This window comes from Streptomyces sp. W1SF4, assembly GCF_003950035.1.
Lineage (GTDB): Bacteria > Actinomycetota > Actinomycetes > Streptomycetales > Streptomycetaceae > Streptomyces > Streptomyces racemochromogenes.
The window spans coordinates 574660-596844 of record NZ_CP034350.1; the positions used below are offsets into that span (position 1 = coordinate 574660).

The 22185-nt window shown below is 72.6% G+C and carries 16 protein-coding genes and 1 pseudogene; 13 read left to right on the forward strand and 4 right to left on the reverse strand.

Annotated features, from left to right (window positions below):
* Positions 1–32 precede the first annotated feature (32 nt).
* Together D1J60_RS02880 and D1J60_RS02885 are read right to left on the reverse strand one after the other, a co-directional pair.
* Entirely contained in the window at positions 33–1298 is a 1266-nt protein-coding gene (locus tag D1J60_RS02880) for a hypothetical protein (RefSeq protein WP_125820005.1), read from the reverse strand.
* Positions 1299–1460: 162 nt separating this feature from the next.
* The gene (locus D1J60_RS02885; protein ID WP_164720822.1) at positions 1461–2423 is read right to left on the reverse strand and encodes a LysR family transcriptional regulator; all 963 of its coding nucleotides are present in this window, start codon (positions 2421–2423) and stop codon (positions 1461–1463) included.
* A gap of 248 nt (positions 2424–2671) precedes the next feature.
* On the opposite strand from D1J60_RS02885, the gene D1J60_RS02890 reads away from it, so the two are divergent.
* The 6 genes and pseudogenes from D1J60_RS02890 to D1J60_RS02915 all read left to right on the forward strand — a co-directional run.
* Positions 2672–3463, forward strand: coding sequence for a gamma-glutamyl-gamma-aminobutyrate hydrolase family protein (locus D1J60_RS02890; protein WP_125820007.1), 792 nt, complete (start codon positions 2672–2674; stop codon positions 3461–3463).
* 85 nt (positions 3464–3548) lie between these two features.
* Positions 3549–4226: a FadR/GntR family transcriptional regulator gene (locus tag D1J60_RS02895; RefSeq protein ID WP_125596373.1), complete on the forward strand. Its 678-nt coding sequence runs from the start codon at positions 3549–3551 to the stop codon at positions 4224–4226.
* A complete protein-coding gene (locus D1J60_RS02900) occupies positions 4223–5662 on the forward strand; it encodes an amino acid permease (RefSeq protein ID WP_125820008.1) in 1440 nt (479 codons plus the stop codon). Before D1J60_RS02895 ends, D1J60_RS02900 begins: the two co-directional genes overlap by 4 nt.
* Before the next feature lie 85 nt (positions 5663–5747).
* A complete protein-coding gene (locus D1J60_RS02905) occupies positions 5748–6788 on the forward strand; it encodes an asparaginase (RefSeq protein ID WP_125820009.1) in 1041 nt (346 codons plus the stop codon).
* Between the two features lie 61 nt (positions 6789–6849).
* Entirely contained in the window at positions 6850–8259 is a 1410-nt protein-coding gene (gene aspA / locus D1J60_RS02910; RefSeq protein WP_125601747.1) for an aspartate ammonia-lyase, read from the forward strand.
* Positions 8260–8320: 61 nt separating this feature from the next.
* Positions 8321–8530 (forward strand): annotated as a pseudogene (locus tag D1J60_RS02915) (ABC transporter ATP-binding protein); the annotation flags it as partial.
* A gap of 118 nt (positions 8531–8648) precedes the next feature.
* Here the strand turns inward: D1J60_RS02915 and D1J60_RS02920 are convergent.
* Positions 8649–9902 (reverse strand): DUF418 domain-containing protein, encoded by a 1254-nt coding sequence (locus D1J60_RS02920; protein WP_125820010.1) that lies wholly within the window; start codon positions 9900–9902, stop codon positions 8649–8651.
* Between the two features lie 182 nt (positions 9903–10084).
* Between D1J60_RS02920 and D1J60_RS02925 the strand changes: the two genes are divergently transcribed.
* The 3 genes from D1J60_RS02925 to D1J60_RS02935 all read left to right on the forward strand — a co-directional run bounded on the left by D1J60_RS02925 (position 10085) and on the right by D1J60_RS02935 (position 17004).
* On the forward strand, positions 10085–11650 hold the full coding sequence (locus tag D1J60_RS02925) for a sigma-70 family RNA polymerase sigma factor (protein WP_241253114.1): 1566 nt from the start codon (positions 10085–10087) through the stop codon (positions 11648–11650).
* 316 nt (positions 11651–11966) lie between these two features.
* Entirely contained in the window at positions 11967–14336 is a 2370-nt protein-coding gene (locus tag D1J60_RS02930) for a non-reducing end alpha-L-arabinofuranosidase family hydrolase (RefSeq protein ID WP_125820011.1), read from the forward strand.
* A gap of 40 nt (positions 14337–14376) precedes the next feature.
* Positions 14377–17004: an RICIN domain-containing protein gene (locus tag D1J60_RS02935; RefSeq protein WP_125820012.1), complete on the forward strand. Its 2628-nt coding sequence runs from the start codon at positions 14377–14379 to the stop codon at positions 17002–17004.
* An 86-nt stretch (positions 17005–17090) separates the two neighbouring features.
* Here the strand turns inward: D1J60_RS02935 and D1J60_RS02940 are convergent, their stop codons facing one another.
* A complete protein-coding gene (locus D1J60_RS02940; RefSeq protein ID WP_125820013.1) occupies positions 17091–17639 on the reverse strand; it encodes a rhodanese-like domain-containing protein in 549 nt (182 codons plus the stop codon).
* Between the two features lie 552 nt (positions 17640–18191).
* Between D1J60_RS02940 and D1J60_RS02945 the strand changes: the two genes are divergently transcribed.
* The 4 genes from D1J60_RS02945 to D1J60_RS02960 all read left to right on the forward strand — a co-directional run bounded on the left by D1J60_RS02945 (position 18192) and on the right by D1J60_RS02960 (position 22157).
* A complete protein-coding gene (locus D1J60_RS02945; protein WP_125820014.1) occupies positions 18192–19307 on the forward strand; it encodes an LLM class flavin-dependent oxidoreductase in 1116 nt (371 codons plus the stop codon).
* A gap of 110 nt (positions 19308–19417) precedes the next feature.
* A complete protein-coding gene (locus D1J60_RS02950; RefSeq protein ID WP_125823828.1) occupies positions 19418–20206 on the forward strand; it encodes an ABC transporter permease in 789 nt (262 codons plus the stop codon).
* A gap of 105 nt (positions 20207–20311) precedes the next feature.
* Complete coding sequence (locus D1J60_RS02955) at positions 20312–21364, forward strand: glycine betaine ABC transporter substrate-binding protein (protein ID WP_125820015.1); 1053 nt, start codon at positions 20312–20314, stop codon at positions 21362–21364.
* Positions 21365–21395: 31 nt separating this feature from the next.
* Positions 21396–22157 (forward strand): ABC transporter ATP-binding protein, encoded by a 762-nt coding sequence (locus D1J60_RS02960; protein ID WP_241253525.1) that lies wholly within the window; start codon positions 21396–21398, stop codon positions 22155–22157.
* The last annotated feature ends 28 nt before the right edge of the window (positions 22158–22185 follow it).

Sequence of the window (22185 nt, forward strand, 5' to 3'; positions counted from 1 at the left end):
CCCTGGTCGTGGCCGTCGTGGCCGCGCGTGCCTCACGGTCCGGGGGGCGTGGGGGTCTGTTCGTCGTTCAGACGGGCCCGCCACTGGCCGACGTGTTCGTCGGGCAGGGAGGCCAGGCGGGCTATCTCGGCGTCGCTGCGCCCGTCGGACCAGGCCAGGATCCGTGCCACGGTGCGGTTCCGTCCGGCGCGGAAGTCCTTGAGCAGGTTCTCGAGGCGTTCGACTTCGTGGCCTTCGAAGCGGAGCTGCTGGTCGACGCCGGCGCGTTCCTCGGCGCGCAGGTTCCGGAGGTAGGTGGCGAGTCCGGTCAGGACGAGCCCGTGTTCGCGCGCGGCGTTCTGGAACCTGTCGGTCAGGTCGGTGAGCACGTAGTCGGGGACGTCGGCGAGGGTGGCGCCGGGGGGTTTGGCCGCCTCCCAGGTGCTCTTGCCGGCCTCCGTGGTCTCCAGCCAGGTGCGGGCGTCCGTCGGGGTGCGGTCGCCGGACGCCCTCGCACGGTAGGCGTACAGGGCGGCGCGGTGGCCGTAGAAGGTGAAGCCGTCCTCGATGTGCCGGTCGGCGATGTGGCAGGTCCTGCCCGGTACTCCCCCGTAGCCGGTGGCGGGGTGGTAGTCGGCGAACGCGTCGAGTTCGGCGTCGGAGGCCACGGCCCAGGAGGGGTCGCACAGCTCGGGGTTGGCGTCCAGGAAGGCGCCGACCTCGATGCGCCAGGCCGCTACCGGAGTCATGCGCGGTCGCGGCCAGTGGAGTTCACCGGAGGGGTCGAACGCGGGGGTCGCGGCCTGCTCGATGTCGTCCCATGCGGTGGCCGCCTCGGCCGACCACTCCAGCTCGCCTGCGGGCCCGAGCCGGTGGATCGAGTCCACGAGTCGCTGCACGGCGGGCAGGACGCGCTCCGCGAGCGCGTGCAGCTCCTCGACGTCGAAGAACCGCCAGGCGCAGCCCCGTTGTTCGTCGTGGCTCAGGTGGCCGAGCAGCTGCACCATGATCCCGGGGTCGGGGACGGTCCCGTCGCCGAGTGCCTTGCGGGGGGTGCCGGGGAGGCGGCTGCCGGCGGACTCCTGCGGGGCCCGCCAGTCGGTGTCGCCGAACCAGACGGAACCGTCGCGGGCGTTCACCGCCAGCCACTGCTGGTAGCCGACTCCCGGACCATAACGCCGGTCCTGCTCTTCGGCGTTCTCGTCGTGCCATACGTACTCGGCCGGGGGCGGGTCCAGCTCTGCGGCCATGAATCCGTCCTCGGGGCGGTACCCGGTGAGGACGTGCGCCGTGAGTGGCGCGAAATCGGCTGCGGTCATGAGGGGTTTCCTCTCGGTGGAACGTCAACCGCGGCAAACGTAGTGTGCCCGTCACACCATAGTTTAAATTTCAGCCATCGCGTCCGGTAGTCGGACACGAGGGGAAGTCCGGTGTGCCGGTGGGTTCTACGCGCGTGCGGCGGCCGCCAAGTTGGCCACTTTTCACGTAGCCTCCGCGATCCGTTCATCCGCCCGGCCCGGGGATGCCGTGCCCCCTTGCGAGAGCGCGGCCAGCGCCTGCGCGGCGAGCATCTCCTCCAGGTCCAGGACGGCGCGCGGGGTGTGCCGGGTGTCGATGCGGACGGCGTAGATGAAGCGCGTCAGCCGCGGCTCGGCCAGGGGGCGCGCCACGACCTGGGCGTGGGTGCGCGGCAGGGCGAGCCGCGGCATGACGGCCACGCACAAGCCCGCGGCCACGAACCCGAGCACGGTGTTGAAGTCGTCCCCCTCGTATTGCAGGCGCGCCTGGAAGCCGGGCGTGTTGGCCATCTGCGAGAGCAGTTCCAGGCGCAGCGCGGCCTCGGGGGCCGCGATCCACGTCTCGGAGGCGAGGCTGGCCAGGTCGATGACCTCACGGCCGGCCAGGTGGTGGTGTGCCGGGACGACGGCCACCACCGGGTCCCGGGCGACCAGCGTCCGGCGCAGCATCCGGGGCGGCGGGACGGGGATGAAGTCGTAGTCGTAGCTCAGGGCCAGATCCATGTCCCCCCGCTTGAGCCGGTTGTAGCCGGCCTCGGGTTCCAGCTGGCTGAGGCTGACCTGCACGTGGGGGTAGGCCGCGTGGAGCCGGGCCAGCGCCTGCGGAACGATGCCGGTGGCGGCGGAGGCGAAGGCTCCGAGCCGGATCCGTCCGGCCGTACCGGCGCGCATGGCGCCGAGCTCGGCCGAGGCCGCCACCAGTGCGCTGCGGACGCCCTGCTCCGCGCCGAGGAGGACCTCGCCGGCCGGTGTGGCGCGCACGGGGCGGCGCTCGAGCACCCGCAGGCCGGCGCGGCGTTCGAGTTCGGCGATCTGCTGGGAGACGGCGGGCGGACTGTAGCCGAGTTCGCGGGCGGCGGCGCTGAAGGAGCCGTGCCGTACGACGGCTTCGAGGGTGGCGAGCAGGCGGGGGTCGAGTGCGTGCACGGAGTTAAGGCTCACTTATCTGTCGCGAAGATGTGTTTTCTTGTGATTGGAGATGAACGCCAGGAGGATTCTTGCCAGCGGCAAGAAAAACGCAAGCCTGCGCCCTTGGCCCGCGAACACACCTCCCCCGCCGTCCCGGTGACCTCCGCCGGTACCCCCGCGCCCTCCGCCGCAGCCTGCCGCGGCGGGGGCGTCCGGTTCGGCTCCGGCTGCCGACGGTCACCCCTCATGCCCCGAAAGGAAGTGGTATGCCCCAGCCACCGCTCATCGGAATCACCACCTACCTCGCCCACGCGCAGTGGGGTGAGTGGGACCTCCCCGCCGCAGTGCTGCCCGCGGCCTACGCGGACTGCGTCCGGGCGTCCGGCGGCCGCGCCGTACTGCTGCCGCCGGACGCGCCGGAGGCAGCGGCCGACCTGGTCGAGCGGCTGGACGCGATCGTCCTGGCGGGGGGCGAGGATCTGGATCCCGCACTGTACGGGGCCGTGCCCCATCCGCGTACCGGGCCGCCGGTGCGCGAGCGCGACGGGTGGGAGCGGGCCGTACTGGCCGCCGGCCTCGCCCGCGGCATACCCGTGCTCGGGGTGTGCCGGGGGATGCAGCTGATGAACGTACACGAGGGCGGCACCCTGATCCAGCACCTGCCCGACAGCGTGGGCCACGACGGCCACAACCCCTACCGGGGCCACTTCTGCGCCCACCCTGTGACCACGGTGCCCGGGACACGGGTCGGCGCCCTGTTGCCGGGGACGCACCAGGTGGCCACGCACCACCATCAGGCGGTGGACCGCCTCGGCGCGGGGTGGATCGTCGCCGCCCGTGCGGCGGACGGCACCGTCGAGGCGATCGAGAGCACCCGGCACCGCTTCGCCGTGGGCGTCCAGTGGCACCCGGAGATGGGTGCCGACGCGCCGGTCATGCGGGCCCTGGTGGCCGCCGCGGGCTCCGCCGAAGGCACCGGTCCGGCCCGGACGGCTGGACGGAACGCGCGCACGGTGCGAAGCGCGCCGGGCCGGATTTTCCCGACACAGGTGTCTTGACACCCCGGGGCACACGCCGCAGGATCACACCGTGAACCTGTCAGACAGCCAGACAGGTGGCCCCCTCCCGCGGCGCGTCAGCGCCATGGAAGCGGTCTTCGGCCACCTGCGCAGCGCCATCGAGCGCGGGGAGTACGTCGTGGGCGACAAGCTCCCCTCCGAAGCCGAGTTGTGCCGCACCCTCGAAGTCAGCCGGCCCGTGCTGCGGGAGGCCCTGCGGGCCCTGCAGGCCATGGGGCTGACCGTCTCCAAGAGCGGCAAGGGCACCTTCGTGGTGGCCAACACGGTCGAGGACCCCACCTTCGGCGACTACGCCGCCAGCGACCTGCTGGAGGTGCGCCGGCACGTCGAGATCCCGGTCGCCGGGTACGCCGCGCTGCGCCGCACCCCCGAGGACCTGGACCATCTGGGCCACCTGCTGGACCGGATGGAACACGAGACCGACACCACCGCGTGGGTGGCGATGGACACCGTCTTCCACCTGGCGGTGGCCGAGGCCTCCCGCAACCCCGTCTTCCGCCGTGTCATCGAGGAGATCCGCGACGCACTGGCGCGTCAGTCGACCTTCCTCAACGAACTGGGCGGCCGGCGCGAGCAGTCCAACTGCGAGCACCGGGCGATCCTCGAGGCGCTGGCCGACGGCAGCGAGCACGACGCGGTGGAAGCCATGTCCCACCACCTGCTCCGGGTCGAGACGACCCTCACCGACATCGTGCGCCCCCAGCGCACAACCGCCCCTACGGAAGGCAGACCCGAGGCGTGAGCGAGCAGTTCCTCAAAGACGAGAAGCGCCCCACGACCCGTCACGTCGACGCCGGCGACACCGGCTACAGCAAGTCCTTGAAACCCCGGCACGTCAACATGATCGCCATCGGGGGTGCGATCGGCACCGGGCTCTTCCTCGGGGCGGGCGGACGCCTCGCCGACGCCGGCCCCTCCCTGTTCGTCGCCTACGCCGTCTGCGGGATCTTCGCGTTCCTCGTCGTGCGGGCGCTCGGCGAACTCGTCCTGTACCGGCCGTCCTCCGGGGCCTTCGTCTCCTACGCCCGTGAGTTCCTCGGGGAGAAGGGCGCCTACACCGCGGGCTGGATGTACTTCCTGAACTGGGCGACCACCGGCATCGCCGACATCACCGCCGTCGCCACCTACACCCACTACTGGCACCTGTTCTCCGATGTCCCCCAGTGGGTGATCGCCCTCATAGCCCTGGCCGTGGTCCTCACCGTGAACCTGATCTCGGTGCGGATCTTCGGCGAACTGGAGTTCTGGTTCGCCATCGTCAAGGTCAGTGCCCTGGTCGTCTTCATGGGGATCGGGATCTTCCTCCTGGTGACCCGGCACCCCGTCGACGGGACCGTGCCCGGCCCCTCCCTGATCACCGACAACGGCGGGATCTTCCCCAACGGCCTGCTCCCCATGCTGCTGATCGTCCAGGGCGTCGTCTTCGCCTACGCCTCCGTCGAGCTGGTCGGCGTCACGGCCGGTGAGACGGAGAACCCCGAGGCGATCATGCCCAAGGCGATCAACTCGATCATGTGGCGCGTGGGCCTCTTCTACGTCGGCTCGGTCATCCTGCTGTCGATGCTGATGCCCTGGAGCAGCTACAGCGCCGGCCAGAGCCCGTTCGTGACCGTGCTCTCCCACATCGGCGTCCCCGCCGCCGGCGACGTGATGAACCTGGTCGTCCTCACCGCGGCGATGTCCTCGCTCAACTCCGGCCTCTACTCCACCGGCCGCATCCTGCGCTCGATGGCCGTCAACGGCTCCGCCCCGCGCTTCACCGCCCGGCTCAGCCGCTCCCAGGTCCCCTACGGCGGCATCCTCCTCACCAGCGGCATGTGCGTCCTGGGCGTGGGGCTCAACTTCGTGGTCCCCGCCGACGCGTTCGAGATCGTCCTCAACCTCGCCGCGATCGGCATCCTCGCCACCTGGGGCATGATCATGCTCTGCCACCTCCTCTTCTGGCGGAAGACCCGCAGCGGCGAGCTCACCCGCCCCTCCTACCGCCTGCCCGGCTCCCCGTGGACCGAGCTGGTGACGCTGGCCTTCCTCGCCTCCGTCCTGGTCCTCATGTACGCCGACGGAGGGGCCGCACGCACCACCGTGCTGTGCGTACCGCTGATCGCCGCGGCGCTGGTCGCCGGCTGGTACGCCGTCCGCGGCCGCGTGGCGCGCACCGCCGCCGGCAGCGGCGACTGAGCCGGACGCCACCCGTCCTCCTGCGCCGGGGGGCGGCGGTCGCCGCCCCCCGGTCAGCAGCGACCCACCACAGAACGAGGCAGTGATGCGCAGCAGTTCCCTCGCGGACGCCCCCGCGATCCGCGAGCCCCGGCACGCCCCCGTCGCCCACGTCATGCGGGGCGGTGTGATCGAGGGAGTCCACTACGGTTCCGTCGTCGTCCTCGACGGCGAGGGCGAGGTCCGCATGGGCCTCGGAGACATCGAGGCCGCCTGCTATCCGCGTTCGGCGCTCAAGCCGCTCCAGGCCGTCGCGATGGTGCGGGCCGGACTGCCGCTCGACGGCGGCCTGCTCTCCCTCGCGATGGGCAGCCACTCCGGCGAGGAGCACCACCTCGCGGGCACCCGGCTGATCCTGGAGCTGGCCGGTCTCACCGAGGCCGACCTGCGCAACGTCCCCGACCTGCCCTACGCGCCGGCCGTCCGGGACACCTGGATCCGCGAGGGCCGCGGGCCGTCCCGGCTCGCCCAGAACTGCTCCGGCAAGCACGCCGCGATGCTGTACCTGTGCCGGCTGTCCGGCTGGCCCCTGGAGACCTACCTCGACGCGGACCATCCGCTCCAGCGGATGATCGCCGAGGCCGTCGAGGAACTCACCGGCCAGCGCATCGCGCACGTCACCGTCGACGGCTGCGGATCCCCGCTGTTCGCGGTGTCCCTGCACGGCCTGGCCCGCGCCGCCGCCCGTATCGCCACGGCCGCCCCGGACACCGCCGAGCACCGCGTGGCGAAGGCACTGCGCCTCCACCCGGAGATGGCCTCCGGTACCGGGCGGGACACCGCCGCGCTGATGCGCGCGGTGCCCGGGCTGCTGGCCAAGGACGGCTTCGAGGGCGTCCAGGTCGCCGCGCTGCCGGGCGGCCCGGCCGTCGCCGTGAAGATCGCCGACGGGGCCGACCGCGCGCGTACCGCCGTGACGGCCGCCGCTCTCGCCCAAGCGGGAGTCGAGCCCCGGCTGCTCGCCGGGTTCACGGGCGAGCCGGTGACCGGCGGCGGCCGGACCGTCGGGGGCGTCCGCCCGGTGGCGAGCCTGGACCCGCCGGGCGCCACCGCCACCGCGACCGCGACCGCGGCCCCCACCTCCTGACTCCCGCCCTCCCCTTTCCCCACCTTGATCCGCCCACCTCAGGAAGAGGACCAGCACACCCATGACCGCCTCCAGCCGCAGTGAGCACGACCTGCTCGGAGACCGCGACGTCCCCGCCGACGCCTACTGGGGCGTCCACACCCTGCGCGCCACCGAGAACTTCCCCATCACCGGCACGCCGATCTCCGCCTACCCGCACCTGATCGACGCCCTCGCCGCCGTCAAGGAGGCCGCGGCCCTCGCCAACGGTGAACTCGGCCTGCTGGAGCCCACGAAGGCGGCGGTCATCGTCACCGCCTGCCAGGAGATCCGCGGCGGCAAGCTCCACGACCAGTTCGTCGTCGACGTCATCCAGGGCGGCGCGGGCACCTCGACCAACATGAACGCGAACGAGGTCATCGCCAACCGGGCGCTGGAGCTGCTGGGCCACGCCAGGGGCGCGTACGGGCACCTGCACCCCAACGAGGACGTCAACCTCGGCCAGTCCACGAACGACGTCTACCCCACCGCCGTACGCATCGCGACGGTCTTCGCGGTGCGCGGCCTGCTCGACGCCATGGCCGTCCTGCAGGACGCGTTCGCCGCCAAGGCCGCCGAGTTCCACGACGTGCTGAAGATGGGCCGCACCCAGCTCCAGGACGCCGTGCCGATGACGCTCGGACAGGAGTTCTCCGCCTTCGCCGTCATGCTGGACGAGGACCGCAGCCGGCTCGCGGAGGCCCTCGGACTCATCCACGAGATCAACCTCGGCGCCACCGCCATCGGCACCGGTCTCAACGCCCCGGCCGGATACGCCGAGGCCGCCCGCCGCCACCTCGCCGACATCACGGGCCTGCCCCTGGTCACCGCTCCCGACCTGGTCGAGGCCACCCAGGACTGCGGCGCCTTCGTCCAGATGTCCGGCGTTCTCAAGCGCATCGCCGTCAAGCTGTCCAAGACCTGCAACGACCTGCGCCTGCTGTCCTCCGGGCCCCGCGCCGGGCTCGGCGAGATCAACCTGCCGCCGGTCCAGGCGGGGTCGAGCATCATGCCCGGCAAGGTCAACCCGGTGATCCCCGAGGTCGTCAACCAGGTCGCCTTCGAGGTCATCGGCAACGACATCACCATCACGATGGCCGCCGAAGCCGGACAGCTCCAGCTCAACGCCTTCGAGCCGGTCATCCTGCACTCGCTGTCGAAGTCCGTCACCCACCTGCGCGCGGCCTGCCTCACCCTCGCGGAACGCTGCGTGAGCGGCATCACCGCCAACACCGAGATGCTGCGCGCCACCGTCGAGAACTCCATCGGCCTGGTGACCGCCCTGAACCCGCACATCGGGTACACCGCCGCCACCGACATCGCCAAGGAGGCCCTCGCCAGCGGCCGGGGGGTGGCCGAACTCGTCCTGGAGCGCGGCCTGCTGCCGGCCGAGCGGCTCGCCGCCCTGCTGCGGCCCGAGGTGCTCGCGGGAACCGGCCCGGCCCGTCCCTGACGGCGCCCGAGCCGACACGTCTCCCGGGCCGTCCCCGTACGCGAAAGGGGCTGCCGGCCACTTGGCGGGGGTGTACCCGACGATCGCCACCGTCCTGGTGGCCCTGACCGTGCCGGTGCTGCTGAGCACCGTCGCCGAGGCGTGCGGCGCCTACGTGCCGGAGCGGACGGCGGAGTCGGTGGTCCTGGCCGCTCGCCGCAGTCTCATCGGCCGACTGCTGCGGCTGCGGCTCCCCGCGGTGGACCGGATGCAGCCGGGTGATCTGACTTCGGCTGCTGAGGCCGGCAGTCCGGTCGGTGACGCGATACGGCGGGCCGCCAGTGCCTACAGCCGGATTCCGGCAGCCGTCCCCGGGGCGGGTCGTGAAGGCCACCCACCCCGGGAACGCGTCACCGGACGTACGCGGCCGGCTTGGTGGCGGCGTTGAGCAGCGCCTCGAGGGGGCCGCGGCGGAAGAAGCGGGACCAGAGCGCCGCGAAGACGATCGCCCCGAGGATGAAGCAGAGCACCGGCACCCACGACTGCCGGGTGCTCTCGCCCGCCGACACGCCGAGCAGGGACTGCACGAGGAAGTGGCCGACGTAGGCCGTCAGGGACATGGTCCCCACGGCGATGACCGGCTTCGCCAGGCGCCGCAGACGGGGCAGGCGGTCCATCAGCACCGTCGCACCCACGATGACCAGGATCGCGACGCCCACGCTGCCGACGATGTCGAACGTCGTGCCGGTGTGCGGCCCGGCGGACAGCAGGTCCGGGGCGGCCCCGTGGGGCTCGGGCGATCCGCTGCCGAAGGAGGACGCCGCCCCGGACCCGGCGGACGGCTTCCCGTCCTCAGCGCTGCTCCGCAGCGCGTCCTTGCCCGCCAGCAGCAGGGACAGCCCGTACGCGCCGGCGGCCAGGCCGGCACCGAGCGCGGCCAGGCGCCGCTGGACGGGGACGGCCGACAGGTCGAGGCGGGCGAGTGCCATCCCGGCGACCACGAACGACGTCCACGTGATCGCCGGGTAGAAGCCGGTGAGCAGCAGATCGAGCACGCCCACCTCGCTGAGCGCCTTGAGCGGGTCGTAGGCGTCGATGCCCTGCCGGACGGACTCGCTCAGCAGCGAGTTCAGGACGAACGCCAGCTGCGGTGTGACGAGCGCGAGCCCGGCCGCGACGATCGCGAGGGTCCTGGCCGGCAGCCGCAGCAGGGGCAGGGCGAGGAGGAAGTAGACGCCGTAGAAGCCGAGGATGATCACGCCCCCGTACTCCATCGCCAGTACGGTGCCCAACGCCAGCAGGACCAGGGCGCGGATCGCGATCCGCGCCTTCGCCTGCCGGCCCGCCATGCCGGTCTTCGGCTCACGGCGGCCGGCGATCAGCATCAGCGAGAAGCCGGCGAGGGTGGCGAACAGCACCGACGAGTGACCGTCGGCCAGGTACCGGACCCAGGTGCCGACGCCGGACGTCGCCGACAGCGTCGGGCCGATGTGGACGATGTACATGCCGAACACCGCCAGTGCCCGGGCCAGGTCCACCCCCACCAGGCGCCCGAACGAGGGCCCGCCCGGGGCCGTCCCGGCCGACGGGGGTGGGTCGGAGGGCAGTGGAGGCGGGTTCTCGTGCGCGGCCGGCGTCCCCTGCGGCGACTGAATCCATGTCATACGGAGAATCTCGCGATGCCGCGGGGAGGCGGACCATCCGGCAGGCTTCGGTGTCACCCCCGCCGACCGGCCGGGACCACCCCGCCGACCGGCGGGCCGGGGCGGAAGCCGTCGCGGAGTCCCTGTTTCGTCGCGCGCGCTCGCGGACGCTAGGGTCTGACGCCGTATCGAGGAAGGTGGGAATGGGGCTCATGGACGCGGACCACGCGGGGCTGGTCGTCGCGGCGCAGGCCGGGGACGACCGGGCGCGCGAAGAGCTGATCGCCGCCTACCTCCCGTTGATCTACAACATCGTCCGGCGGGCCGTGAGCGGGCATGCCGACGCCGACGACGTCGTCCAGGAGACGCTGTTGCGCGTGGTGCGCGATCTGCCGGCCTTGCGTGCTCCCGACAGCTTCCGCTCCTGGCTGGTCGCGATCACGCTCCGCCAGATACAGACCCACTGGCAGCGGCAGCGCGTCTTCGCCGGCCGGACCGCGGTCATGGACGAGGCGCTCCACCTGCCGGACGCCGCCCCCGAACCCGAGGACGCGACGATCCTGCGTCTCCACGTGTCGGACGAGCGCCGTCAGATCGCCGAAGCCGGCCGGTGGCTCGATCCGGACCACCAGGTGCTCCTCTCACTGTGGTGGCAGGAGCGGGCCGGGCTGCTGAGCCGTGAGGACATCGCCGCCGCGACGGGCCTCACCGTCGCCCACGCCGGAGTGCGCCTGCAACGCATGCGCGAGCAGCTGGAACTGAGCCGGACGATCGTCGCCGCGCTGGCGATCCGTCCGCGGTGCCCGCAGCTGGGCGAGACCGTCGCCGGATGGGACGGTCTGCGTACATCGGTGTGGCGGAAGCGGATCGCGCGGCACACCCGCGACTGCGCGGCCTGCACCGCGACGGCGACGAACCGGGTCCCTGCCGAGCTGCTGCTCCTCAGCCTCGCCCCGCTGGCCGTCCCCGCCGGACTCGTCGCCACGCTGACCGCCAAGGGCCTGCTCTCGGGTACGGCCGCGAGCGCCGCCGGGACGTCCATGGTCCCCGTGGCCGCCGCCGCGGCGGTGAAGGGAGGCGGTCCGTACGGGGCGGTGGCCGGCAAGCTCCACGCGGTGACCGCCCATCAGCTGGCGGGTCTCGCCGCCGGCGCGGTGCTCATCACGGGGGCCGCCACCTACGCGGCCTGGCCGGAACCGGCGCCCCGGGTGCCCGACGTCAGCGCCGCTCCCGCGGCCGGTCCCACGGCCGGCCGTCCCACACCGGTCCCGTCGGGCACACCCACGCCGGCCGGACCGCCGTCGGCGAGTCCGTCCGCCGAAGCGGGGGGCACTGTCGCGCTGGGCGCGCGATCACTGGAGTCCGTGGACCAGCCCGACCTCTACCTGACGTATGCCGGTGACTTCGCGACGCTGGGCGCGGTCTCCGCGTCCGGCGGCGCCCAGGCACGGCAGCGCGTCACGTTCACGGTGGTCCGGGGGATGTCCGACCCACAGTGCGTCACCTTCCGCGCGGCGGACGGCCGTTACCTCCGCCACCACTACCTGCGGCTGCGGCTGAGCACCGACGACGGCAGCGAACTGTTCCGGAAGGACGCCACCTTCTGTCCGCGTCCCGGGGTGGTCCCGGGGTCGGTGACCCTGCACTCCCACAACTACCCGGGGGCGGTCATCCGCCACCGCGACGGCGGCATCTGGCTCGACGGCTCCGACGGGACCCGGGCCTTCGCCGGCCAGGCCTCCTTCGTCGTCCGCGAGGCCCGGTCCTGAGCACGGCCCGCCGAGCGGCAGGGCGACCGACGGGACCGACGGGCCGGGCGTAACACTTTTCGCCTGCGAGATGCATCACGGGGTGCTCGGCAGGACGGCGCGACTTTTTTGTTACGCGGCCCCGCGCCGGGAGGCCTCCACTTCGTGGGGTTCCTCCCGCCGCTCACCATGCGAGCCGGCGTGACGGGTCCCCCGCCACCCATCGGCACGACTTTGGAAGAAAGCGCCCCATGACGCGAGATACCCGTGAACGCCGCACGCCCGGCACCCAGGAGCCGAGCCCCGTCCCGGCCGCCCGAGACCACCGAGGAGCGGCATGAAGGGCCTGCACCGCCGGCGTCGCCGGACACTGACGATCGGCCTGTCGGCCGCCGCGCTGGTGGCCGGCGTCCTGACGCTCCTCCCCGGCTCCGCCGGAGCCGCAACCCCCTTGGGCACGCAGGCGGCACCCTCGGGCAGGTACTTCGGCACCGCCGTGGCCGCCGGCAGGCTCGGCGACGCGAGGTACGCCAGCATCCTGGACCGGGAGTTCAACATGATCACCCCGGAGAACGAGATGAAGTGGGACGCCGTCGAACCGTCCCGCGGCACCTTCACCTTCGGGCCGGCCGACCAGGTGGTCGGCCATGCCGCGGCGCACGGTCAGCGCCTGCGCGGCCACACCGCCGTCTGGCACTCGCAGCTCCCGTCCTGGGTCAGCGCCATCGGTGACGCGAACACGCTGCGCGGTGTGATGAACAACCACATCACCACGTTGATGACCCGCTACAAGGGCAGGATCCACTCCTGGGACGTGGTCAACGAGGCGTTCGCCGACGGCTCCACCCAGCACCGCGGCTCGGTGTTCCAGAACGTGCTGGGCAACGGCTTCATCGAGGAGGCGTTCCGCACCGCGCGGGCGGCCGACTCCTCCGCCAAGCTCTGCTACAACGACTACAACATCGAGAACTGGTCGGACGCCAAGACCCAGGGCGTCTACAGCATGGTCAAGGACTTCACGTCGCGTGGCGTACCGATCGACTGCGTGGGGTTCCAGAGCCACTTCGGCACCGGCGGCCCCCCGGCGAGCTTCCAGACCACCCTGGCCAACTTCGCCGCGCTGGGCGTCGACGTCCAGATCACCGAACTGGACATCGCCCAGGCCTCGCCGGCCCACTACACCACCGCGGTGAAGGCCTGCCTCTCCGTGACCCGGTGTACCGGCATCACGGTCTGGGGGATCCGCGACAGCGACTCCTGGCGCAAGGGTGAGAACCCCCTGCTGTTCGACGGCGACGGCAACCCGAAGGCCGCCCACACCGCCGTCGTGAACGCCTTCAAGGCAGTTTCCGGCACCACCCCCGGGACCGGAACCGGCACGATCAAGGGCGTAGCCTCCGGCCGCTGCATCGACGTCAACGGTTCCACCAGGGCCAACGGAACCCAGGCACAGCTGTGGGACTGCCACGGGCAGGCCAACCAGCGCTGGACCCGCACCTCGGGCAAGCAGCTGGTGGTGTACGGCGACAAGTGCCTGGCCGCCAAGGACCAGGCCACCGGCAACGGCACCGCGGTGGTCATCGAGGACTGCACCGGCGGCGCCCACCAGCAGTGGAACACGAACCCCGACGGCACGATCTCCGGTGTCCAGTCCGGGCGGTGCCTCGACGCCGTCGGCGCGGGCACCGCCAACCGCACCGGGATCCAGCTGCACTCCTGCTGGTCCGGCGGCAACCAGAAGTGGACCGGCCCCTCCGGGGCTCCGGCCCCGGCGACGCCCGCGCCGTCGGGCACCTGTGCTCTTCCGTCGGCGTACCGGTGGACGTCGACGGGTGCGCTGGCGCAGCCGGCGAACGGGTGGACCTCCCTGAAGGACTTCACCCACGTGATGTACAACGGCAAGCACCTGGTGTACGGGTCTAACTTCTCGGGCTCCTCGTACGGCTCCATGATGTCCGGGCCCTTCACGAACTGGTCGGACATGGCGTCGGCCCGCCAGACCGGGATGAGCCAGGCCGCGGTGGCTCCCACGCTGTTCTACTTCGCGCCCAAGAAGATCTGGGTGCTGGCGTACCAGTGGGGGGCGTGGCCCTTCGTCTACCGCACGTCGAGCGACCCGGCCAACCCCGAGGGCTGGTCCGCGCCGCAGCCGCTGTTCACCGGCAGCATCCCCCGCACCGACTCCCCCACCGGCCCGATCGACCAGACGCTGATCGCCGACGACCAGAACATGTACCTCTTCTTCGCCGGCGACAACGGCAAGATCTACCGGGCGAGCATGCCGATCGGGAACTTCCCGGGCAGTTTCGGTTCCTCGTACACGACGGTCATGAGCGACACGCCCGAGAAGCTGTTCGAGGCGCCGCAGGTCTACAAGGTCCAGGGCCGCAACCAGTACCTGATGATCGTCGAGGCGAGGGGCGCGAACCAGGCCCGCTACTTCCGCTCCTTCACCGCCCCCAGTCTGAACGGCCCGTGGACGGCCCAGGCCACCGCCGAGAACAGCCCCTTCGCGGGCAAGGCGAACAGCGGCGCCACCTGGACCGACGACATCAGCCACGGTGACCTGGTCCGCGACAACCCCGACCAGACCATGACCATCGACCCCTGCAACCTGCGGTTCCTGTACCAGGGCAAGGCGCCCTCCGCAGGCGGCCCCTACGACCGGCTGCCGTACCGGCCGGGTCTGCTCACCCTGCAGCGCTGACCCGCCCCGATCCACAGGAACACGCAAGGAGAACAACCCCATGAAGAACCCCCCGAACGGCGGCCGCCGCGGACGCCACCGCCGTCGCTGGACCGGAACCGGACTGCTGCTCGGCGTGCCCGCCGTCCTCGTGCCGTACCTCCTCTACGTGCAGGTCGACTCGCAGGCCGCGACGGTCGACGGCGACGCCTACTACCGGCTGGTCTCCGTACGCAGCGGCAAGGCGCTGGACGTCAACGCCTTCTCCACCGCCGACGGCAGCCGCGTCCAGCAGTGGACCGACCAGAACACCGCCAACCAGCAGTGGAAGCTGCGACCCACCGCGGACGGCTACTACGAACTGGTGAACCGCAACAGCGGCAAGGTCCTGGGCATAGCCGGCGACTCGACCGCCCAGGCGGCCGCCGCCGAGCAGCAGACCGACAGCTCTTCCCCCTCCCAGGAATGGCGTGTGGACCAGGTGGGCGGTTCCGACGCGGTCGTCCTGACCTCCCGCAGGAGCGGCCAGGTCCTGGACGTGTCCGGTGGCTCCACGGCCGACGGCGCGTCGGTCATCCAGTACCGCGGGCACGGCGGCACCAACCAGCAGTGGAGGCTGGTGAGGACGCCCGGGACCAAGACACCCGGATCCGGACCGTACACGTGGCGGAACGCCCAGGTGGTGGGCGGCGGTTACGTCACCGGACTCGTGTTCAACCCCCGGGAGAAGGACCTGCTGTACGCGCGCACCGACATGGGCGGCGCCTACCGCTGGGACACCGGGGCCGAGCAGTGGATCCCGCTGACCGACTGGCTCGGCGAGAAGGACTGGAACCTGCTGGGCATCGACGCGCTGGCCACCGATCCGGTCGAATCCAACCGCCTCTACCTCGCCACGGGCACCTACACCAACAACTGGGCGGGCAACGGCGCGATCCTGCGCTCCACCGACCGGGGCCGCACGTTCCAGCGCACCGACCTGCCCTTCAAGCTGGGCGGGAACGAGGACGGCCGCGGGGCGGGCGAACGGCTGGCGGTCGACCCCGGGAACAACGGCACCCTGCTGCTGGGCACGCGCAAGAACGGCCTGTGGCGCAGCACCGACCACGGCGCGACCTGGAGCCAGGTCTCCTCGTTCCCCGTCAAGGACGGGGCGGGCAGCGGCGCGGGCATCTCCTTCGTGACGTACGGCCCGGCCGGCAGCAAGACGGTCTACGTCGGCGTCGCCGACAGGTCCACCTCCCTCTACCGCTCCACCGACGGCGGCAGCACCTGGCAGGCCGTCCCCGGTCAGCCCACCGGACAGATGCCGCAGCACGGCGTGCTCGCCGGTGACGGCTCCCTGTACCTGACGTACACCAATGCCCTGGGCCCCAACGGCGTGACCGGGGGCTCGGTGTGGAAGCACACGCCGACCGCCGGAGCGTGGAAGAACATCTCCCCGTCCCAGGGGGGCTACGGGTTCTCCGGGCTCGCCGTCGACCCGCGCAAGCCGTCCACGGTGATGGTCACCACCCTCGACCGCTGGTGGCCCGAGGACGAGATCTACCGGACCACCGACGGCGGCACGACCTGGAAGGCCCTGGCCGACAAGTCGGTGCGGGACGCGTCCGCCGCTCCGTACGTGGGCACCGGCACCGGGCACTGGATGACCGCCCTGGCCATCGATCCCTTCGACTCCGGGCACGTGCTGTACGGCACCGGCAGCGGCATCCTGCGCAGCAAGGACGCGGGCGCCTCCGACGGCGGCGGCACCAGCCACTGGAGCGTGGGCGCCCGCGGGCTGGAGGAGACCGCCCTGCTGGACGCGATAGCCCCGCCCGGCGGGGCCCAGGTCATCACGGCCATGGGCGACCTGGGCGGATTCCGCCACGACTCCCTGACCGAGGTGCCCGCCGGGCGGCTGAAGAACCCGATGATGTCCAACAGCACGTCCATCGACTTCGCAGAGTCCAACCCCTCGATGATGGTCCGCGTCGGCCGGGGTGGCGCGCAGGACGGCGCCTACTCCACCGACGGCGGCCGCAACTGGAACGGCTTCGCGTCCGAACCGGTGGCCGGCGCCGACAGCGGCCGGGTGGCGCTCTCCGCCGACGGCTCGGTCATCGTCTGGACCCAGGCGGGCCAGGTCCCGTACCGGTCGGCCGACAAGGGAGCGAGCTGGACGAAGGTCGGCGGACTGGGCACCGACGCCGTCGTCGTCTCCGACCGCTCCTCGGCCGGGACGTTCTACTCCCTGGCCGGCGGCACCCTGTACGCCAGCACCGACGGCGGGGCCACCTTCACCGCCCGCGCCACGGGCCTGCCCGCCGACGGCCGGCTCAAGGCCGTCCCCGCGGTCGCGGGGGACCTGTGGATCGCCGGCGGTGGCCAGGGGCTCCTGCACTCCACCGACGGGGGCCGCACCTTCACCCGGCTCGCCCCGGTGAAGTCCGTCTCCGCCCTCGGCTTCGGCAAGGCCGCGCCGGGCGCCTCCTACCAGGCCCTGTACCTGATCGGCACCGTCAAGGACGTCACGGGCGTCTTCCGCTCCACCGACCAGGGCGCCACCTGGCTCCGCGTCAACGACGACGCGCACCAGTGGGGCGGCATCGGCGGCACCGGCGTCATCACCGGTGACCCCGACGTCTTCGGCCGCGTGTACGTCGGCACCAACGGACGCGGCCTCCAGTACGGCGACCCGTCCTGACCCCCGCGCCCCGCGCGGTCGCAGGCCCGACAGCCTGCTGCCGCGCGGGGCGAATCCCGGTTCCGGGCCCGGCCCGGGGCCGGCGGTCAGGTGCGGGGCTGGGTTCCGCGCCGGTTGAACGGGAGTCGCCCGAGCAGCACGGCCATGGCGCAGGTGTCGGTGACCGCGGAGAAGACCAGGCCCGCCGCGATGGCCCCGGACAGCAGCTCGAAGGCCGGGTGGACGAGCAGCCCGAGGAGCAGGCCGAGCAGCACGGTGCCGCCGGCGGTGAAGCGGACCTGCCGCTCCATCGCCCAGACGGCCCGCACGGGACCGGGAGGCCGCTGGAGCGGATGCCCGGCGGCCGCCCAGGCCCGGGTGCCGCCGCTCAGGCCGGAGGCGGCGATGCCGTGGACGGCGAGTTCCGTGACGGCCTTGTCCGAGCGGGCTCCGGAGGCGCACACCACGAGCAGGGGTGTCCGTTCGGCGGCCGCCCGCAGGTCCGGGACGCTCCCCGCGAGCCGGTCGAGGGGCACGTTGAGGGCGTCCGGGAGATGGCCGGTGGCGAACTCGCCCGGGGTGCGGACGTCTACGACGGTCAGCTCACCCAGGCGCGGCTGCGCCTCGGCGACTGCGATGGCACGGGGAACGGTCATGGCGGAACGAGTCCTTGCAGAGGGGGGTGAGGGGAGGGAGGAGAAGGGGGGACGGGTGCGCGATGCGCCCGGGTGGGGGCCCTGCCGCGGATCCTAGGGACTGCGAACGCCCCCGTCCGGGACCTCGCGCGACCGCCACGCGTTCGCCATGCCGCGGCAACAATCCCGCGGCCCCGGCCGCCGTGACGGGCGTCGCCGCCCCCTGGAATGCGTCTCGGCATACGGAACGAGATGGTCCAACCCTCGGACTGCGCTTGCACGCTCCGGAGCCGCCCCGACAGGATGCGGCCATGGCCCCCGTACTCGTATCGCGTCGTCACGTAGATCTGCTGCGTGTTTCGACCATGCTGTGTCGGGCCGGTTCCCCTCGTGCGCGCGGCTGCTGATCCGCAGGTCCGCTGAGGACCGGGCGGTCCCCCGCCCCTGATCCCGCACGCAACAACCGCGCGCCCCTTCGCGCTTCCTTCCGTCTGCCCCTCTGCTCGCGTACACGTGTCACCTCCCTCGGCGGTGGTGGCGCGTGCCGTGCTGCTGCTTCGACGAGGTCCCCTCATGCCGGAAAACCCCCTCCTGCTCCACTGGTTCCTGCCCACCGGCGGGGACGGCCGCGATCCCGGCGGTGTCACCGCCGTCCAGGGCCGTACCGGATCCGCCACCCGGCGGCCCGCGGACATCCCGTACCTGGCCCAGGTGGCCCGCGCCGCCGAGCAGGCCGGGTTCCACTCGCTGCTCACGCCCGTGGGGCTCGGCTGCGTGGATCCCTGGATCCTCACCGCCGCGCTCGCGCAGCACACCAACCGGATCGGCTTCCTGGTGGCGTTCCGCGCCGGATTCGCCAGTCCGACCCTGCTCGCCCAGCAGGCCGACGCCTTCCGCCGGTTCGCGGGAGGCAGGCTCGCGCTCAACGTGGTGACCGGCGGCGACCCGGCCGAACAGCGGGCGTACGGTGACTGGTTGGAGCACGAAGCGCGGTACGCCCGGACCGAGGAGGTGATGACGGTCCTCCGCACCCTGCTCGACGGCAAGACGGCCGACCACCACGGGGCCCACCTGCGGATCTCGGGCGCCCGGCTCACCGATCCGGAACTGCGCCACCCCGTGCCCCTGTACTTCGGCGGGGCCTCCCCCGCCGCCGAGGAGGTCGCCGCGCGGCAGGCCGACGTGCAACTGCTGTGGGGCGAGCCGCCCGCCGCCGTCGCCGCACGCGTCACCCGGCTGCGGGAGCGGGCCCGGGCGGCGGGGCGCACCGTCCGGTTCGGCCTGCGGCTGCACGTCATCAGCCGGGACACCGCCGCCGAGGCCTGGTCCGAGGCGGACCGGATCCTCGCCGGGTTCGACCCGGAGGCCGTACGGGCGAGCCAGGAGCGGTTCGCCGGCATGGACTCCACCGGGCAGGCCCGGATGACCGCGCTGCACGGCGGGGTCGCGGACGCCACCCGCCTCACGGTGGCGCCGAACCTGTGGGCGGGCGTCGGCCTGGTCCGGGAGGGCGCCGGGACCGCGCTGGTCGGCTCGCACGACGAGGTGGCCGCACGGCTCGCCGAGTACCGCGAACTGGGCATCGACGAGTTCGTCCTCTCCGGCTACCCGCACCTCGAAGAGGCGTACCGGGTCGGCGAGGAAGTGGCCCCGCGGCTGCGCGCCCTGACCGGGGCGGAAACCCCGTGACCGCTCCCACGCCGACGACGACGGCGGCGCCCGGTCCGGACCGGCTCCCCCAACCCGCCCCCGAACAGGACGGTAGCGGGGCCGGGGCCGATTCCCCCCGACGGGAGCGCCTGCGCGAAGCCTTCCGGTGGGGCGGGCTGCGGCTCGTCGCCCTCGCCGTGCTCCTCGCCGCCTGGCAGGCGGTGGTCTCCGCCGAGGTGTGGCCGCGGGTGCTGGTTCCCTCGCCCGGCGATGTGTGGCGGCAGTTCGTCCTCGCCTCCACGGTGCACGACGGGGTGCGCGGCTACGGCGGCCATCTGCTGATCGAGCATCTGGGCGTCAGCCTGGGCAGGATCGGCACGGGCTCCGCGTACGCCGTGCTGGCCGGGGTGCCGCTGGGGCTGCTGATCGGTACGGTCCGGCCGCTGGCCGTCGTACTGGAGCCCGCGGTGACGTTCCTGCGGACGCTGCCGCCCCTGGCGTACCTCTCGCTGCTCGTCATCTGGTTCGGCATCGACGAGGCCCCGAAGATCTGGCTGCTGGTCATCGCGGCCCTGCCACCGATCGCGGCGGCCACCGCGGCGGCCGTACGCACCGTGCCCGGCCGGCTGGTCGAGGCCGCGCGGGCGCTGGGGTCGGGGCCGACTGCGCTGCTGCTGTCCGTGCGGCTGCCCTCCGCGCTGCCCGAGATCCTCACCGGGGTCCGCATCGCCGTCGGTGTCGCCTACACCTCGGTCGTCGCGGCGGAGACCATCAACGGCGTGCCCGGCATCGGCGGCATGATCCGCGATGCGCAGCGCTACAACCAGACGGCGCTGGTGATCGCGGGCATCCTCGCCATCGGCCTGTCCGGGATCGTGCTGGACGCGCTGCTGCGGCTCGTCGAGCGGATCGCCGTGCCGTGGCGCGGCCGCGCCTGATCCCCGCCCCTCTCCTCTCGTCCCCCTTCCCCCCTTCCTCCCTTCCTCCCCTCCTCCCTTCCTCCCGCATTCCCTCGCCGTCCGACCTCAGACCGGAGTTCGTCCATGCCCGCACGTCTGCCCCGCCTGTCCCGCCGCACCCTCCTGCTCACCGCGGCCGTCGCCCTGACCGCCTCCGTCACCACCGCCTGCGGAGGTGACGGCGACGCGGCCGGCGGATCCTCGGGGCGGACCACCGTACGGATCGCCTACCAGGCGATACCCAACGCCGACCTGGTGGTGAAGAACCAGAAGCTGCTGGAGCGGGCCCTTCCCGAAGTCGACGTGAAATGGGTGAAGTTCGAGTCCGGTGGCGACGTCAACACGGCCGTCATCGCCGGGTCGGTCGACCTGGGTCTGGCCGGGTCGAGCCCCGTCACCAAGGGGCTCTCCGCGCCGCTGAACATCCCGTACAAGGTGGTGTGGATCCACGACCTGATCGGGGACAACGAGGCGCTCGTCGCCAAGCCCGGGATCGGTTCGGTGAAGGACCTGGCGGGCAAGAAGGTGGCCACTCCCTTCGGGTCGACGGCCCACTACTCACTGCTCGCCGCGCTGACGACGGCGGGTGTCGAGCCGTCGTCCGTGCAGACCATCGACCTCCAGCCGCAGGACGCGCTCGCCGCGTGGAAGCGCGGGGACATCGACGCCGCCTACGTGTGGACGCCGACGCTGAGCGAACTGACCAAGGACGGCAAGGTGCTCGTCACCAGCCGTGAACTGGCCAGGCAGGGCAAGCCGACGGCCGACCTGGGCGTGGTCACGAACGCGTTCGCGGCCAAGCACCCGGACGTGGTCACGGCCTGGATCAAGGCGCAGGACACGGCCGTCGCCCAGGCGCGTACCGCACCGGACCAGGCCGCGAAGTCCATCGGGGCGGAGCTCGGGCTGCCGGCGCAGGAGGCGAAGCGGCAGCTGTCCGAACTGGTGCTGCTCAGCGCGAAGGAGCAGACCGGACCCGACTACCTGGGCACGCCGGGCGCCCCGGGCAAGCTCGCGGCGAACCTGCACGACGCCGCCGTGTTCCTGAAGGGGCAGAAGGCGGTCGACTCCGTACCGGACGAGGCGGTCTTCGGGCGGGCGCTCGCGGTGGAGGAGCTCGGCCGTGCCGCGAACTGACGGGCCCGAGACGCGGACCGCGGTCGTCGAGCTGGCGGGCGTGTCGGTCCGGTACGGGTCGGCGAAGGCGCCGGTGACGGCGCTCGAGGGCGTGGACGTACGGGTCCACGCCGGCGAGTTCGTCGTCCTGGTCGGGCCGTCCGGCTGCGGCAAGACGAGCCTGCTGCGCGTGGTGGCGGGCTTCGAGCGGCCCGCCACGGGCCGGGCCCGGGTCCGGGGCGCGCTCCCCCGGCCGGGCGCGGGGGCGGGGGTGGTGTTCCAGCAGCCCCGCCTGTTCCCCTGGCGCACGGTGGGCGGGAACCTCGCCTTCGCGCTGGCCCGGCTGGGCGTGCCGCGGTCCGACCGGCCCGGCCGGATCGCCGAGCTCCTGGAGCGGGTGGGACTGCCCGGGACGGCGGGCCGGCGTACGTGGGAGCTGTCGGGTGGTCAGCAGCAGCGGGTGGCGCTGGCCAGGGCACTGGCCGCGGAGCCCGAACTCCTGCTCATGGACGAGCCGTTCGCCGCGCTCGACGCACTGACCCGGGAGCGGCTCCAGGAGGAGGTACGGGCCTTGGCGGGGCGGCTCGGCACGACGGTGCTGTTCGTGACGCACTCGGCGGAGGAGGCGGTGCTGCTGGGCTCCCGGGTGCTGGTCATGGCCGCGGGTCCCGGCCGGGTGGTGGCGGAGCTGCCGGTGGACCTGGCCAGGGGGCCCGGCACGGACGTGTCCGCGCTGCGGGCCTCACCCGAGTTCGCCCGGCTGCGCGGCCGTCTCACCGAGATCATGCGCGGCGGAGCCGTTCCCGGCCCGTGACGGCCGACCGCGGCACCGGGCGCGGCAG